This window comes from Streptomyces sp. NPDC089799, assembly GCF_040684755.1.
Lineage (GTDB): Bacteria > Actinomycetota > Actinomycetes > Streptomycetales > Streptomycetaceae > Streptomyces.
Window position 1 is genome coordinate 1 of the sequence record NZ_JBFBGR010000035.1, and the last position, 15677, is coordinate 15677.

Genomic DNA, 15677 nt, shown 5'->3' on the forward strand with positions numbered 1-15677 from the left:
ACGGCACCCTCGCAGCACCGCGACACGCGATTGCGCTCGACAAGCCGGTCGGGCAGTGGCTCACCAACATCCGCCGGCCCGGAGGACTCGGCAAAGACCCCGCACGCGCCCGACGGCGGGCCGCCGCCCTCACCGCCATCGACCCCGACTGGAACCCCGGCGAGAACGGGTGGACCGTCGACTGGCAACGGCACCACGCCTACCTCGCCCAGCTCCTGGACGACGGCGCGCTCCTCGACGCAATCGTGCCCGGGGTGACCCGGCACGGCGAAGACATCGGCCGCTGGCTCGCAACCCAACGCCGCGACTACCACCGGCTCAACGCCGAACAGCAGCACCGCCTCGCCGAACTCGGCGTCACCGCAGCACCCGCGGGCGCCCGCCGGGCGCCCGCGATGACGAGCACGGTGTCCACAACCGGGCGCGGCGCGGAAGCCTTCCACAAGGGCTTGGCGGCCCTGCAGCAGTACCTGGCGCGGGAGGGCTCGCTCATGAGGATTCCGCGATCGCACGTGGAGACCGTGCGCCACGACGGACAGGAGGTGGAGGTCCGGCTGGGGGTGTGGCGCAGCAACATGCGCAGTCGGCGGGGTTCGCTTCCGGAAGGGCAGCGGAGGCAGTTGGAGGACCTCGGCCTGTTCGACTGACCCGCCCTGGGTGCGGGGCCCGTACGGTGGCGACCCATAACCGGATAGGCGGATGAGCTGTCTGTGTGGGTGTGACGGGAGCAAGCGAAGGCGCTTCCACTGGTTTCTTGCGGCGCAAGGTACTGGGTGAGTATCTTGTACCGCATGACAAAGGAACTGTCCGCGGCCGGTGACCAGCGGCGCAGTCAGCTCCTGCGCGGAGTGCTCGACCTGTGCCTGCTCTCTCTGATCGCCGAACGGCCCAGGTACGGCTTCGAGTTCGCCGAGGCGCTCGCAGCGGGCGGCATGGAGCTGGTCAGCGACGGCAGCATCTACCCGCTGCTCGCACGGATGGAGCGGGCAGGACTCATCTCTTCGTACCGTGCCCCGTCCCCCAGCGGCGGTGCCCCGCGCAAGTACTACCGCCTCACCGAGGCGGGACACGCCGAACTGAGCGGCGGCCGGGCCGGCTGGCTCGCCTTCGCCGGGCAGGTGGGCCGCATCCTGACCGCCACAAAACCCACGGGGGGAACCACACCATGACCAACGCGCAGATCCTCGCCGCCTGCCGCAGCAACTGGGAGTACCGGGGCATCGACGACGCCTCCATGAGAGATGCTCGAGGAGCTCTCCGCGCACCTTCAGGACGCCCAGGCAGCCGGCCGCACGGGACAGGACGTCATCGGGGGCGACGTCCGTACCTTCGCCGCCGCATGGGCACGGGCGCGCACCCCGTTACCGCTCCGCATGCTGCGCACCGCGTCCCTGGGGTGCTTCGCCATCGGCTGCCTCCTGCTGTTCTCGTATGCGATCCGGTGGACCACCAGCCTGGACATAACCCCCGGCCAGCTCGCCTTCTGGGCGGTACTCGGCACGGCCACCGTCACCTGGGAGCTGCGGCGCGGCAGCCTCGGCATACGCCGGAGCTGGGCCCTCGCCCTCGCCGCCGCCCTGCCCGCAGCGCTCCTCACCGAATGGCTGGCCGGCGACGCAGTGCTGCTCGAACTGCCTCTGTGGGCCGCGCCCCTCCTGCTGCTCCCCGGACTGCCCTACGCCATCACCGACGCACGCGCCAAGAAGAACAGCCGAGCCTGAACACCACGACCTGTCGGCCAGGCCCACACCGAACACCTCCCCGACAAAAACCACCCACTACACCGGCACCCGGAATCGCCAACCAGAGAGAACGACGCGACCGGCCCGACAACGGCCGACTCGCCGCGCTCACCGAACCCGGCATCCACTGGGCGCAGCAGAGCAGGATTACCCAGCCACCGGCACCGGCACCGGCACCGGCAGGGTTATACGTAGTGGGCAGCCCCGTTACAGGACATGCCCAGCGCTGCGGTGAGCTGTTTGATGTCGAGTTCGGCAGCAAGGGTGAGCAGCCGGGTCGAACGCAGGACTCGTGGCAGCAGGCCGACCGGGGCCAGGCTGTCACGGATGTGGGCGGCGCCGGCCGGTCGTGTGTGGGTTCTGGTCAGGCGGGTCACCAGGACATGTGGATTGTCCGTGCCCAGCGAGGCCCGGTGGTCGAGGCAACCCGTGAGCGCCTTCCACGTCGCGGTATCGAGTGCAAGGTCGGCGGTGCGTCCGGGGAAGCGGACCGCGTGACGGGCAGGGGTGAGGTGGTCGAGGGTGAGGAGGCGCAGTTCGGTCGTTGTCGCCGCGTGGAGGAGAGCCGCCAGGCCGATGAAAGCCTCGTGCGGGTGCATCTCGCCATGGCTGTTCCAGCGGCGGTACAGCTTGCGCTGCTCGTGCAGGGTGAGGGTGGCACCCTTGAAACCGCGTGACTGCGGGGCGTCGAGAGGCGCGGCCGGGTTGTGGAGCACCACTTTGGTGCGGTGAGCGTGGGCGAAGAACTGGCGCAGGCCCGCCAGCCAGGAAGCCCTGCGGGCCGGGTTGCGAGCCAGAAAAGCTTCGAGGTCGGTCGTGTTCACCCCTGCCCAGGTGGTGTGTCCCTTCGCGTGGAGGTGGAGCGCCAGGTCCCGAACGGTGTCGAGGCGGATCTCGATGGTCTTGAGCTGATTCGGTCGCAGCCCGAGACGCCCTGCGTTCTCCCGCCGGGCCACCATCACCTCCGCGAAAGCGTGTACGGCGGGTCGCAGCGGGGCCGGAACAGCCTCTATCCGGCGCTCACGACGAGTCGCAGCCCGTGTGCTCTGGATGTCGGCGGGGACGTCGAGGAGGTGGTGGGCGTGGAAAAAGTCCGCTAGCAGCCGACTGAGCCAGGGGCGCGTACGGCGGGCCTCGGCGAGCAGGCTGAGCGGGTCGGTGGCGTCTGTTTCGGTGACCAGACGGGCCGTGTGAGTGAGGGCATCCGCGCCGTAGATGACGTTACGGTGCGTTGCCAGATGCGAGGCGAACTCTTCCCACCACGGCGGCGTGCGGGGCATCCGGCGGGACCAGCCGACCGCGCGGGTCCGCACCGTGTGAGGCGAGTACTCGTAGCAGCGCTTGCACATGCCCAGCGCCCACTGGGACGGCACACCGCATCCCGTACAGGCCGCAGGCGGCTCCGCCCTCGCCGGATCGGAACACGGACGGCACCACTGGGTCGCCGCATCAAGGGTGCGCCGGCGCCCGCACCGCTGACACGGGCCAAGCGCGGGCCTCCCCGCGGCCCGACGCCGGCAAGCCGCACACGTCTCCTCCGCCGAACGTCTGCCACCCCCGCAACCAGGACACGTCCGCAAGCACCAGGCACACAGGCCCGAGCCGGGGCGCAGCCAGCGCAGCTTCGTACAGCCTGGGCAGCGGCCCTGCACGGTGTCAGGGGCGGACGCTGACATGGATCTTGAACCTGCCAGGTAGAAGGGTGGACGGACAACCAAAGCCACAGTGGTCACAAGGGAGGCAGTGACCGTCCCCCGGCAACCCGCAGCGGGTCAGGCGACGGCTGCCCCGAGGCCGGTACCCGTACCGCGGGACTCGCTACAAGGAGATCTCCAGGAGCGCAGTCCAGGGCCGTACACAGGGCAGCCAAGGTGGACAGCTTCACCTGGGAAGGCTGTTTGGTGAACAGAGCCGACACCGAGGCCGCGGACAGGTCCAGGCCCGCCCTCTCGGCCAGCAGCCGCCGCAGCTGGGTTCCCGTCCACACACCGCGCTCCGCAGCCGCCATCCGCAGCCGCCACTGAACGCCTGCCGCCGGGTCCGGGAGCCCGGGTCCTGCTGAGGTCATGCCCCTCGCCCTTCTTCGGTCAGCCGGCCAGCGCGCGGACGGCGGAGTCAGTCGCGCGCCGCCAGACATCCTCGACGAAGTGCTGCGACGGCTTCACGTACGCCATCGTCGAAGCGATATGCCGGTGCCCGAGGAGCTGCTGGACCGCGATCAGATCCATGCCCCGCTCGTACTGGTGCGTCGCGCACGCCCGGCGCAACGCATGAGGCGTGAACCGGTCCTCCCCAGCCGCGCCCTCGAGATCGAGAAGACGGGCCAGGCGGTCCCGGACCGTCCCCCTCTTCATGGGCCGGCCGTCCTCGTCGCAGAACAGTGCCGGGCTGCTGGGGAACAGTGGCCGCACATCGGCCAGGTACCAGGCCAGAATCCGGTCCAGGCCCTCCAGCATCGGTGCCCACCGCGGCCGCGGTCCCGACGCGTTCGCCGCCTTGCCGAACCGCACATGCAGCTTCCCCGACCGGCCCTGTTCCAGGTGCACGTCCACCTGGTCCAGGCGCACTAGCTCGCTCACCCTGACCGCCGAGAGATACGGCGTGCGCAGCATGGCGTAGTCGCGGGCCATGGCCCGGTAGTCCGACGCGACCGCCACCCGGGACCGGGCGAAGGAGAAGAACGCCTCCAGCCGCTCCCTGCCGGGAGGAAGACCCACCGCGGCGTCGTCACCGGCATGCCGGACCCGGTTGAACCGGTCCATCCCGCCCTTCCCCACCGCGACACCGAACGTGCCACGGACCTGGACTGCATACCGCTCGACGACGAAAGCGTGGAACGTGCGCAGCATCTGCAGGTACTGCCGACGCGTACCCGCCCCCAGACCCTCAACCACCAGAGCGTGGAGCATCCAATCCACGTCCTCGACTTCCACCGCCCACACTGGACAGTCCAAACGCCCCAGAACACGGGCGAGGAGAGAGGTGTAGCTACGGACCGTCGTCGGAGCAAACCCGCGCACCACCCACGACCGGGCGAACGCCTGCGCACATTCGGCCTGGAACACCCACGGATCCGCTCCGGTATCAGGACCGGTCAGCCCGCCAGCGAGCAGACACAGCCCGCCACGCTCCCCCACACCCACACGCAACACCCCATGAATCCGTCAGCTAAGGCAGCACCTGAACAACCCCGCCCACACCGACGAACTCAACGACACACCGAAGAAAACGACACCCCGCCAGCGAAACAACCGACTCATCCACACGCCTCCCCGTTGAGCCACTGCGCCTCATCCACCAGGAACGTCCGGGGCCGCTCGGCCAGAGCAGTCTTCAGCAGCCGGTCGAACTCGCTGGGATGGCGGGGCGGCTCACCGGGCAGGCGCAGAACGTCGAAGAGCTCGTACCGCACGGCGCGGGCAGTGGGGCGGGCCCGGAAGGTAACCCTGCAGACCTCCTCGCCGCGGGCCGTCTCCAGCTCGTGCAGGCAGATGTTGACCGCGAGGGTCTTCCCGAAGCCGGCATCGCCGTGGATGCACATCATCGCCCGCGCGGCGACCGTGTCGGCGATGTTCTCCCGCGCAGTCAGCAGCGCCCGGGTGGTCACGACCGAGGCGTCCGGCAGGTCGACGTACTGGTAGATGGAAGCAGTCACCGCGGTTCCCCCTCGCCGGTGGTGCCGGAATCGGCGTCGGTACCCGCGCCGGGAGCGCTTGCGGTGCCGGGGCCGGGCGGTTCATCAGCGGCAGGCACAGCCGGCGGAAGCGCGGGGCGGGTGCGGGCGGCGAGGGAAGGCGGTGTGCGCCATCCGGCAGGCGGCGCAGCCGGCGGGATCAGGTCCGGCAGCGCCAGCCGCGACAGGTCCGACCGTTCGGCCGCCGCCAGCTCCAAACCGGCCTCCACCTCGGTCACCGCTCCCAGCCTCTCGGGCTTCCCCGGGCGGGTGGCTGCGGCGTAGCGCTCACGCTGCGCCGCGGCAAGGTCCTGCCGCAGCCGGCGAGTGCGGGCGGCCCGCGCCGTACGTACCGCGCTGATCTGCTCCGGTGTGGCAGCATCCGCCAGTTCGGCGGGCCCCAGGTACCGCCCAGTGGCGGCGTCGAAGACCTCAATGCGGTGCTGGTGGTGCGGCATGAACCGCACCCGAACCCTCAGACCCGACTGGCCCGTCATCCACGCACCTACATAGTCACGGCTCCTGAACCGGACACCGTGCGTGGAGATCACCCGGAACCGGCCGGTCTCTTCCAGCGTGAACGTCCACAACTCCTCAGCACTCACCTCCCGCAACGGCGTCGGATCCGCCTCCCATGCTTCCAACGGGGTCCTCCCGCCCAGTGGATCGGGCTGGTGCACCGTGTTCCACCACGACACCCAATCCAGCAGCCGGGCGGTGAAGTCCTCGAAGTCCAGCAGCACCTCGTCCTTCGGCCGCGCCCGGCGACGGCCCGGGCGCGGCTGACGGACGTATCCGGGCAACGAGGCCAGGAACATCGACTCAACCGCCCGGTTCAGGCCCTCCACCGTGCCCTTCAGGTGCGGGGTATAGGCGGGTAGATCCTCCACCCTCACGTCCAGGACATCGAACGCGGCCGTCACCGTCCTCGACAGGAAGTCCTTGCCCCGGTCCACGCGTACTTTCTCCGGCAGCCCACCCTGCGGCCCGAACGGCTCCTCGTGCAGCACCGCCGCACGCAACGCGGCCAGTACCGACTCCCGTGAGGGATGGCCCGGCGTCACCGCCGACCCCATCACCGTGTTCGACGCGCAGTCCACGAACCAGGTGACCCACGGCCTGCGGACAGTTCCCTCGACATCGACCAGGACAGGGGCCTGAACGTGGTCGGTCTCCCAGACCTGGTTCCGCCAGCCCCGCGGCCGCGACAAAAACACGTCATGAGCCCGCGCTGCCCGCTCCCCACCAGCAAGGCCAGCCCGCTCCCCCGGCGACAAATCACGCTGGATCGCCCGGTGGAGAGTGGGAACCGAAGGCGGCGGAGGTCCCTGTCCCCTCACAGCGCGGGCAACAAGCTCACGGTGAACGGCGGCCACATTCCCCTTCCACAACGCGAGCAAGGCACGCACCTCCGGGGTGACCGTGAACCGGTCACGGGACTGCGCCCGCTCACCAGGACACATCGCCGCACACTCGTCACGCTCGGCAGCGGCCAGCCACCGCCACACCGTCCGCTCCTTCACACGAAGCGCTTCAGCCATCGACCGGACATGCCGGGACGACAGCGCACCCTCCCGCCGCAACGCCAGGAGCCGACGCACCGCCGGCCCGCGAAGAACCCTGGCCGAAGCCTCAGGCAGCCCCGCCGTCTCCCCCAACACCCGATCCCCAGACTCCACCCCTCGATCAGACCGAGCCCACCCCACCGACTACATAAGAACTCTCGAACCTGAGACAGCATCACCCACCATGAGATAACACCTCACGACAGTGAAATCTCTCGCCTCATGACAGTGAGAAACAGCCAGCGACAACTCTCTGACCAGCCACAAAGACCCACGACCACGACCCCAGCCACTGACACACACCACCACTGACACCAACCCGAGAGATCGCAGACGGGCCGGCCGGCCACAGTCGGGACAGACTGCTGTCTGCCATCGGTGAACACCACCCCGAGCGGGCGCAACGGTCATTACCGTCCAGTCGTATGACGACGGTCACAACCCGTACGGTCGAATACCCGGCCGACAACCTGACGATGATCGGACACCTCGCGCTCCCGGCCGGTGCCGAACGCCGGCCCGCAGTCCTGATCGGACCCGAGGGAATGGGGCTCAGCGATGTCGAGCGCCGGCGGGCCGAGGCTCTGGCCGAGCTGGGGTACGTGGCGCTGGCCTTCGACCTCCACGGCGGACGCTATCTGGACGACCCAGAGGAAATGCTGGCCCGTTGCATGCCGCTGCTCGCCGATCCCGACCGCATGCGAGGAATCGGTCACGCCGCGCTCGACGTGTTGCGTGCCGAACCACGGGCCGACCCCGACCGGACCGCCGCCGTCGGCTACGGCACCGGGGGCGCAGTCGCACTGGAACTCGGTCGCGATGGCGTCGACCTGCGCGCGATCGGGACAGTCAACGCACTGACCACGGGCCGACCGGGCGAGGCGGCACGCATTCGCTGCCCCGTATGGGCCGGGGTGGGGTCGGAAGACCCGATCATGCCGCCCGCGCAACGGGAGGCGTTCACCGCAGAGATGCAGGCCGCGGGCGTCGACTGGCGCCTCGTGGTCTACGGAGGAGCCCTTCACGCCTTCCACCACCCGCCGGTCGACCACACCGTGCCTCCCGGCGTCGGCTACCACGCACGGCACGCACAGCGAGCCTGGCGTGACATCGTCGCCCTGCTCGCCGAGTGCCTGCCCATCACGGATTGATCCGATCGGCTCCTGATACTCACTCCTGCCCGCCGTCATCGTCTTCGTCCAGCTCTGGGGCATCCGGGTCGCGCAGCGGGCGCAGCTCCTCGGCGAACAACCGGTCGGCATCCACGCGCACCGAGGGGAAGGCGCGCTGCATTTCCTCGGCCAGGCCCCAGTGGGTGGTGGCGACACGGCCGTCCAGGAGTCCGCTGCTTCAGTAGCTCCCGTCGTCGCCGCCGGTCTGGCGGATGCGGGATGTGCCGCGGGTCTTCGCGCGCTGGGTGAGGTGTTCAGGCGGCGTGCCGGGGGTGCGGCGTCGGGTGCGGGTGCCGGCCGTCTGCTCGACGACGGAGTCGCCACCGGCATCGGCGTACTGCCGCACCCGGCGGCCTCCGCCCGGAGCGGCGGGAGCCCCACCCCGCGACGTCCACCACGTCAGCCCGTACAGCACACCGGCCGCAACCACCGCACCGCAGGCCGTCGCCACCGCCCAGCGGTCGCCGTCGTCCTTCGGCAGCCAGCCCCACGGGAGCGCTCGCACCAGCCACACCGCCAGGGCAAACGAGACCACGGAGGCCGCCCCGGCCGCCGCCCACCGCACCGGACCCGACATCGCCCGCCTCCCGTTCGCCGTACGCCGTACGCCGTCCTGAGCCTGACTCCAACATCGCACAGCGGTAAGAGAATTGGTGTGGTTGCGGCCAAGTCCTGTGCTGCGGTCCCGGCCGCGCTGCAGACTTGGGCCATGGACGGAAGACTTCCCGAGGGGGGCGGCGGGTCCGGCGGCGACGGCGACCCGGGGGCCGAGGCGGAGGACTGCGCGGGCGGTGCGCGTCTACCGGACGGTGAGATCCGGCTCGTCGCGCGGGGGCGCGGGCGGGCCCAGATCCACCAGATCGTCGGCGGCACGCAGCATGTGGTCCATCACCACCATTACGGGGACGGGCCCGCCGTACCGCTCGGGCTGCCGGGGCTGCGGGTGTGGATCGACCGCATGGCTGCCGACTACCGCGAGATCTGCGCTGCGGGGGAGGCTCCGGGCGGGCGTCGGCAACGCGCGGGGCGGCAGCGTGAGCTGGCGACGCTGCAAGTCCAGCTGGCCGGCGACGGGGGCCACCGGAACGGCATCAATCAGGTGCGCCGACTGCTGGCTGCTGGGGCCGTCCAGTACCTGCACGCGGCGGGCCGGGTGCCCGCCGAACCGCTGCCGGAGGCTCTGGTGGTCGACTTCGCGGTGTTCGCGCTATGGCCGGTGGTCCAGGCGCCGGTGTTGCCGGCCGGCTGGGAGGGGTATCTCGCGGTGCTGACCTCGCCGCGGCTCGCGGTGCTGGTGGCCGCTGCGCGGGAGGCCGGCCGCGGGGAGGGCCTGGGACCCGAGGAGTTCGGCCGTTCACTGGCAGAGCGGCCCTTCGCGCACGGGGTGCTGGCCCTGCTGGAGGATCTGGCCGACCCGCGGCGCGGAGGTGCCTGCCTGACGGCTCTGGCGGTGGCGGCCCGTACGCCGCCTCCGCCACAGCGGCTCGGTGGGAAGGCGACGCTGGGCTGGTTGTTCGGGGCCGGGGCGGTGGGCGGCGTCACCGGGGCCGGGGCGGAGCTGGCCGAGCGAGTCTGGGAGTGGTTGCAGGAGGCGGCGGAGGACAGTCCGCTGCGGCTGTGGCTGGCCCGGGAGATAAGCATCGCGACCGTGGGCGCCCTCGATGCTGACGGCGTCGGACCGGGCGGCGACCGCGGGTCCCGCGACCGTGAGGGCGGGTTCCTCGACGGACTTCTCGACTGAGGGGGACGGCTATGTTCGATCACCTCCGGCAGCTGCTCCACCTCGCGTTGCTGTCTGCCGGTCTGTGGCTCGGCGTCGCGGCCCTGATGGCGCTCATGGCCTACGGGCACCCCTCCTCGATCCGCCGGTTCCTCGCCGTACGCCGGATGCTGCCAGGTCTGCCCGCGCCGGTGGTCTTCGAGTCCGCACGAGGCTGGCTGCTGGCGACCGCGCTCGATGCCGGTACGGGAGAGGAGGAGACCGCCCGGCTGATCCACACCGGTCGCCTCTCGCTGCTGGGCCGGGGCATGCGGGGGCCGGTCGACGCGATGGTGCTGCGCCGGCGGCTGGCGGCGGAGGTGGCGTGGCGGGTGGCCCTATTGGCGTTGGTCACCCTCCCCGCCCTCGCCGCTGCCGTATGGCTCACATACACGGTGAGTCCGGTGTGGGGCTGGGTGGTGGCCCTCCTGGCCGGGTACCAGTGGATGATGGTCGGCACGGGCGGGGAGCCCGTGTTGCCCGCCTTCCGGTTCGTTGTCCCCCTGCTCACGGCCTACCTCTTCGCCGGGCGCGTGGACTGGTGGCACCCCTCGCCGGCGGTGACCGCGGCTCTGTGCAGCACGTATACCCTGGTGGGGATGGCCGCCCACGGGTTCTTCAGCAGCGGAGAGCGGCGCTTGGCAGAGGAGTACCTGGCCGACGAGCGGGCCGCCGCCTGGGACAGTTAGACCGCGCGGGCGGGAGTCGCGGAGAGGACGACGCCAGGAGTCGTCGCGAGGCCGCGTCAAGACGATGGTGGCGCTTGACGCCCTGGCCCATCACTACCGTGCATCCCCGAAGCGCAGTACGTAGCGTCGTTGCCAGGGGGTCTCGACAGCACGGGGGTGGTAGTGCTGACGGACGAACGCGACAGCTTGTTCCGGCGGAACTCCGTCAAGGACGGCCATGCATGCCAAGGCTGTTCCGGTGCGGCCTCGCCCGCCTCGGCACGCGACCTCGACACGTTCACGTTCGTTCCCTGCCCGCGTCAACGCCTCCTGCAGCACATCCCGAGCTTGCCGGGGGTCCTTGGGAAGGCGGAAGTCAGGCCACGGCAGCCATCGAGCCGTCCACTCCGTCGGCGGAGGCTGCTTGCCCAGGAGGTACACCGCGAACGACGGCGTCGGCCCTGAGGGCAAGGGGTAACGCAATCCCCGGCCACGCACCAGCGCGCCTGAAGGAAACCGCAGGACCCCGTCCGTCGCGTGCCAGTCCTCACTCATGCGAGCACCCTATAGAGGGTTCATGCGCAGCAAGTCCGTCCTCCGGTAATGGACGCCGGCTGTCTGCGTCGACTGGTGTTGTCCGGTGTTGTCCGGTGTTCGGTGGGCTTTCGGGCGGGTCAGGTGGTGCGGTGGGGGCCGAGGTCGAGGAGGATGGCGGCCAGTTGCTCCGGGGTGAGGGCCGGGGCGGGCAGGGCCGATGCAGGGCGTGTCCCGGTGCGCAAGGCGTCCAGGAACAGGGTCAGTTGTCGGCGCCAGGCGTGCGGCGGTCCCGCGGCCTCGAGGGAGGGGACGGAGCGGCCCAGCGTGGCCAGGCTCATGAGCAGGTCCTCGACCGTGACGTCGGGACGCATGGTGCCGTCCTGCTGGGCACGGTCCACCAGCAGGGCCATCGTCTGGTGATTGTGGACGTGGACGGCGTCGAGGGAGGTCACGCCCTCGACCGGGGTGGTCATCAGATCGTTGATGCCGCGGTCCGAGGCCAGCACGGTGAAGACCGCCTCCAGGTAGCGGGCCAGCCCCTCCCAGGCGTCGGCCGCGCCGCGGGCTTCTTCCCCGGCTGCGATCGTTCCCTGGAGCGCGTCCTGGAACACCGCGTCGATGAGGGCGGGGCGGGTGGGGAAGTGCCGGTACAGGGTGGCGTTCCCGACGCCGGCCCGGCGGGCGATCTCGTCGAGGGGGGCGTCCAGGCCCTGGGCGGCAAAGGCCTTGCGCGCGGCGGCCAGCAGCAGCTCGCGGTTGCGCAGCGCGTCCCGGCGCATCGGCGCGGGCCGTTCGGTGCCAGGGGTCACACTCTCACTCCTTGCGTTGCTCGTGTTGCTTGTGTTGCTTGTGTGCATTTCGGTGGGGCTGGGTTCGGTACGGATGCTAGTGCCATGGGTCGCCGGATCAGGCCGGGAGGCGTCGCGACCAGCGGACCGGCAGGGCGGCGAGGCCCCTGAGCATGCTCCCGGGGCGGCGTACGAGGGAGTCGGGCTCGACGGCCAGGGCGAGGTCCGGAAGCCGGCGCAGCAGTGTCTCCACAGCGATCCGCCCTTCGACACGGGCGAGCGGGGCACCCAGGCAGTGGTGGATGCCGTGGCCGAAGGCGAGGTGGCCGCGGACGGTACGGCGGATGTCGAAGCGGTCGGGATCGGCGAAGTGCTCGGGGTCGCGGGAGGCTGCGGCCAGGGAGAGCATCACGCTGTCGCCGGCCGCGATGCGGACGCCCGCGATCTCCACGGGTTCCGCGGCGAACCGGAAGGCGGCGGAGGTGACGGGGCCGTCGTGGCGGAGCATCTCCTCGACGGCGCCGTCGAGGAGGCCGGGATCCGCCCGCAGGGCGGCGAGCTGGTCGGGGTGGCGCAGCAGGTTCAGGACACCGCCCGAGATGAGATTGACGGTGGTTTCGTGCCCCGCGACGAGCAGCAGGAAGGCCATCCCGAGCAGTTCCTCGGCGGAGAGTCCGTCCGGTGCGGCGGAGGCCCGGACCAGGGAACTCATCAGATCCGGGCCGGGATCGTCGGCCTTGGCTGCGATGAGCTCGGCGAAGTACGCGCTCATCCCGCCGGCTGCGGCACCTGCGGCGGCGGGCGATGACGGCGCAACGAGCTCGGTCGACCAGGTGTGGAAGAGGTGCTGGTCGCCGGCGGGAACTCCGAGCAGCTCGCAGATGACGGTCAGCGGCAGTGGCAGGGCGTAGTCGGCGACCAGATCGGCGGCCCCGACGGGCGGGAGGGCGTCAAGGAGGCCGTCGGCGATCTGCTGCACGCGGGGGCGCATCGCCTCGATCCGCCCGGCGGTGAACTCGCGGGCGACCAGGGCGCGCAGGCGGGTGTGGTGGGGCGCGTCGGTCTGCAGCATGTTCAGGCCGATGGCGTTGCCGCCGTCGCTCTCCCAGGTCGCGGAGTGCCGTATGTCGTTGCGCAGCCGGGGGTCCGTCAGTGCGGCGCGCACCTCGTCGCGGCCGAGAACGAGCCAGACGTCACCGCTCCCGGGAATGTGGACCCGGTGCACGCTGCCCTTCTCGCGCAGGGCGGCGTAGAGGGGGTAGGGGTCGGCGGTGAAGTCCGTTCCGGCGGGGGCGAGTTGGTCGAGGGTCGGGGCAGGCATGGCGGGTCCTTTGCTTTTCGGCGGGGCAGGGAGTGATCCCCCCTCCCCCTCCCCCGTGCGTTTGGCCCGGAGTGGGCCGGTGGGCGGTCCGCTGGTCGGGGGCGGGAGGCAGGTGAGGGGCAGGTGAGGGGCAGGTCGGTGGGCGGTGCTGGGGGCGGAGCCGGGCGCCCGGCGGCTCCGAGCGGTCAGGCGGGCTTCGGCAGGGTGACCTGGGTACCGGTGCCCCGGGCCCGTACGAGTTCCTGGCGCGTGCCGCCGCGCTCCATGAGGTGGAGCTTGTAGCCTCCGGGCTTGTGGGCCTCTTCGGCGAGGTGCTTGACGACGCTCGTGCAGACGACCTCCTTGAGCTTCGCGCCGGGGCGGCCGTCGACCTTGAACCAGATCGCGGTGTCGTACCGGTCGGCGAACTGGAAGATGCCGTCGCCCCGGCCCAGGCTGAGGCACTGGGCGCCGAAGACCTGGTTGAGCACGGCGGGCGGTTCGTCCCCGATCAGGCTGAGCACGGTGTCGGCCGCCCGGGCCCCCATCGGCATCGCGGCCTGGCAGCTCATCCTCAGTGGCATGCCCGACGGCGACGCCGAGTCGCCGGCCGCGACGATCCGGCCGTCGTCCACGCTGATCAGCGTCTCGTCGGTGAGCAGACGGCCTTCGGCATCGGTGCTCAGCCCGCTGCGCACGGCCAGGTCCGGGACGGCGAAGCCGGCGGCCCAGACGGTCAGCCCGCTCGGCACCTCGCGGCCATCGGCGAGCGATACGGCGTCGCGGGTCACGGCCGTCACCTGCGTTCCGGGGCCTTCGAGCACGGTCACCCCGAGCTTCGCGAGCCGCCGGGCGACCGAGCGCCGGCCGCGGGGGTGCAGGTACGGGCCGAGCGCCCCGCCGCAGACCAGGGTGACGGCGCGGCCTTCTCCCGCCAGTTCGGCGGCGGTCTCGATGCCGCCGGCGCCACCTCCGACCACCGTCACGGCGGTCGATGCCGGTGCGGCCTCCAGGACCGGCCGCAGCCGGGCGGCCTCTTCCAGGGTGGCGAGCGGGTGGGCGAACTCCGCGGCTCCGGGAACCTGCGGTGCGGCGCTGCCGCTGCCGACGGCGTAGACCAGGTAGTCGTAACCCAGCGTGCCTCCGTCCGCGAGGGCGAGCGTACGGTCGGCCGCGTCGATCCGGGTGACGGTGTCCACGACCAGCCGTACGCGGTCGGCCAGCACGTCCTCGTACGCGACGACCGCGCTGCCCGTCCCGCCGACCAGCTGGTGCAGCCGGATCCGGTGGACGAACGAGGGGCGCGGGTTGACCAGGGTGACGTCCACATTGCCGTGCCGGGTGAGGCGGTTGGCGGCCATGACGCCCGCGTATCCGCCACCGATCACTACGACGTTCGTGCTGCTGTTCATGATGACACTCCGCTTCGGGGTTGCGGCGGAAGGAGCCGCGTGGGTGACTGCTTTGGATGTGGTGGACCGCCCGCGTCGGAGGCGGACCGTCGAGTGCGTCAAGCGGCCCATACCGCGCGGACGGCGTCCGCGCACGAGGCTGCCTGGATGCGGCCGGCCCGGGCGGCTGCCGGGCGGCGGGTCTGGTCGAGCATGTTGCGGCCGAAGACCTTGCGTGCCGCACGGTCGGGGGTGAGGACCGCCACCAGGGAGCCGTCCGCGGCGAGTGCCGCCCCCTGCTCGGTGGCGCTCAGGTGCGGGCCGACGGCTTCGGGGATCGGAGTGATGGCGACGACGCGGTCGGCACCGCGGGCGAGATGCACGTTGGCCGTCGAACGACTGCCTCCGTCCATCCACCGGCGTCCGGCCGCCGATACGGGCGGCCAGACCACGGGTACGGCGCAGCTCGCCGCCACCGCCTCGGGGAGGGTGAGGGGTGAGGCGGAATCGAAGGCGACCAGTTCTCCGCCGGCGGCGTCAACGGCGGTCACCTTCAGGTCCGCCGCGGCGGGCCAGTCCGATACGCCGGCCAGGAGCACGGCGACCGCCTTGTGGACGTCCGACTCGGGGACGGTACGGGAGGCCAGCGCAGCCCGTCCGAGGCGCTGAGCGGATCGCTGCGGATCGCGGGACCCGAGCGCGGCCCAGAGGAAGCGGGCGGTCTGGCGCAGCGTGACGGTGACATCGATCTCCGGCGCTCCGTGGAGTTCCTCGCGGTACATCTCCTCCATGCGGACGCCGGAGGTGAGCCGTGCACCGATCACGGAGCCGGCGGAGGTTCCGATCGTCACGTCGGCGCCGGAGAGGTCGAGGCCCTCCTCGGCCAGGCCGGCCAGCATCCCGACCGTCCATGCGAGACCGACCGCTCCCCCGCCACCGAGCACCAACGCCGTGCTGGTCATGAGCCCCTCACTCCTCAAACCTAAGCGGGGATCTGTCCCCGTTTTGCTGACAGGAGGACGGTAACACGAAAAACGGGGAGTGATCCCCGTTTTCTTTGGGTGCGCATTCGTCCCGCTTCC

At 71.1% G+C, this 15677-nt stretch carries 17 protein-coding genes and 1 pseudogene; 6 read left to right on the forward strand and 12 right to left on the reverse strand.

The annotated features are described in order from the left end of the window. The 3 genes from AB0O36_RS29760 to AB0O36_RS29770 all read left to right on the forward strand — a co-directional run. Positions 1-647, forward strand: a 647-nt coding sequence (locus AB0O36_RS29760; RefSeq protein ID WP_365115524.1) for a helicase associated domain-containing protein, incomplete at its 5' end; no start/stop codon positions are given. Between the two features lie 144 nt (positions 648-791). Continuing rightward, on the forward strand, positions 792-1169 hold the full coding sequence (locus AB0O36_RS29765; protein ID WP_365115526.1) for a PadR family transcriptional regulator: 378 nt from the start codon (positions 792-794) through the stop codon (positions 1167-1169). Between the two features lie 72 nt (positions 1170-1241). Next, on the forward strand, positions 1242-1721 hold the full coding sequence (locus tag AB0O36_RS29770; protein ID WP_365115528.1) for a hypothetical protein: 480 nt from the start codon (positions 1242-1244) through the stop codon (positions 1719-1721). A gap of 206 nt (positions 1722-1927) precedes the next feature. Here the strand turns inward: AB0O36_RS29770 and AB0O36_RS29775 are convergent, their stop codons facing one another. From AB0O36_RS29775 to AB0O36_RS29795, 5 genes are all read right to left on the reverse strand, one after another. Beyond that, positions 1928-3115, reverse strand: coding sequence for an integrase (locus AB0O36_RS29775; RefSeq protein WP_365115530.1), 1188 nt, complete (start codon positions 3113-3115; stop codon positions 1928-1930). A 356-nt stretch (positions 3116-3471) separates the two neighbouring features. After that, a complete protein-coding gene (locus AB0O36_RS29780) occupies positions 3472-3879 on the reverse strand; it encodes a helix-turn-helix transcriptional regulator (protein WP_365115532.1) in 408 nt (135 codons plus the stop codon). Continuing rightward, entirely contained in the window at positions 3830-4675 is an 846-nt protein-coding gene (locus tag AB0O36_RS29785) for a tyrosine-type recombinase/integrase (protein ID WP_365115534.1), read from the reverse strand. Before AB0O36_RS29785 ends, AB0O36_RS29780 begins: the two co-directional genes overlap by 50 nt. A gap of 323 nt (positions 4676-4998) precedes the next feature. Continuing rightward, the gene (locus AB0O36_RS29790) at positions 4999-5397 is read right to left on the reverse strand and encodes an ATP-binding protein (RefSeq protein WP_365115535.1); all 399 of its coding nucleotides are present in this window, start codon (positions 5395-5397) and stop codon (positions 4999-5001) included. Continuing rightward, positions 5394-6425 (reverse strand): Mu transposase C-terminal domain-containing protein, encoded by a 1032-nt coding sequence (locus AB0O36_RS29795; RefSeq protein WP_365115537.1) that lies wholly within the window; start codon positions 6423-6425, stop codon positions 5394-5396. The genes AB0O36_RS29790 and AB0O36_RS29795 overlap by 4 nt, the downstream gene beginning before the upstream one ends. A 980-nt stretch (positions 6426-7405) precedes the next feature. Between AB0O36_RS29795 and AB0O36_RS29800 the strand changes: the two genes are divergently transcribed. Then, entirely contained in the window at positions 7406-8131 is a 726-nt protein-coding gene (locus tag AB0O36_RS29800; protein ID WP_365115539.1) for a dienelactone hydrolase family protein, read from the forward strand. Positions 8132-8216: 85 nt separating this feature from the next. Here AB0O36_RS29800 and AB0O36_RS29805 read toward each other — a convergent pair. Next, positions 8217-8330 (reverse strand): annotated as a pseudogene (locus AB0O36_RS29805) (AraC family transcriptional regulator); the annotation flags it as partial. Next, positions 8331-8729: a hypothetical protein gene (locus AB0O36_RS29810; RefSeq protein ID WP_365115541.1), complete on the reverse strand. Its 399-nt coding sequence runs from the start codon at positions 8727-8729 to the stop codon at positions 8331-8333. 132 nt (positions 8730-8861) lie between these two features. On the opposite strand from AB0O36_RS29810, the gene AB0O36_RS29815 reads away from it, so the two are divergent. Both AB0O36_RS29815 and AB0O36_RS29820 read left to right on the forward strand, forming a co-directional pair. Then, complete coding sequence (locus AB0O36_RS29815; RefSeq protein ID WP_365115543.1) at positions 8862-9893, forward strand: hypothetical protein; 1032 nt, start codon at positions 8862-8864, stop codon at positions 9891-9893. 11 nt (positions 9894-9904) lie between these two features. Continuing rightward, a complete protein-coding gene (locus AB0O36_RS29820; protein WP_365115544.1) occupies positions 9905-10600 on the forward strand; it encodes a hypothetical protein in 696 nt (231 codons plus the stop codon). Between the two features lie 93 nt (positions 10601-10693). Here AB0O36_RS29820 and AB0O36_RS29825 read toward each other — a convergent pair whose 3' ends face one another. From AB0O36_RS29825 to AB0O36_RS29845, 5 genes are all read right to left on the reverse strand, one after another. Continuing rightward, complete coding sequence (locus tag AB0O36_RS29825; protein WP_365115546.1) at positions 10694-11134, reverse strand: protein-tyrosine phosphatase family protein; 441 nt, start codon at positions 11132-11134, stop codon at positions 10694-10696. A gap of 119 nt (positions 11135-11253) precedes the next feature. Beyond that, on the reverse strand, positions 11254-11895 hold the full coding sequence (locus AB0O36_RS29830) for a helix-turn-helix domain-containing protein (RefSeq protein WP_365115667.1): 642 nt from the start codon (positions 11893-11895) through the stop codon (positions 11254-11256). A gap of 127 nt (positions 11896-12022) precedes the next feature. After that, positions 12023-13225: a cytochrome P450 gene (locus tag AB0O36_RS29835; protein ID WP_365115548.1), complete on the reverse strand. Its 1203-nt coding sequence runs from the start codon at positions 13223-13225 to the stop codon at positions 12023-12025. 185 nt (positions 13226-13410) lie between these two features. Then, positions 13411-14616 carry an FAD-dependent oxidoreductase gene (locus tag AB0O36_RS29840; protein WP_365115550.1) on the reverse strand — a complete coding sequence of 402 codons (1206 nt, stop codon included), beginning with the start codon at positions 14614-14616 and terminating at the stop codon, positions 13411-13413. Positions 14617-14714: 98 nt separating this feature from the next. Beyond that, on the reverse strand, positions 14715-15557 hold the full coding sequence (locus AB0O36_RS29845; RefSeq protein WP_365115552.1) for a patatin-like phospholipase family protein: 843 nt from the start codon (positions 15555-15557) through the stop codon (positions 14715-14717). Between the last annotated feature and the right edge of the window lie 120 nt (positions 15558-15677).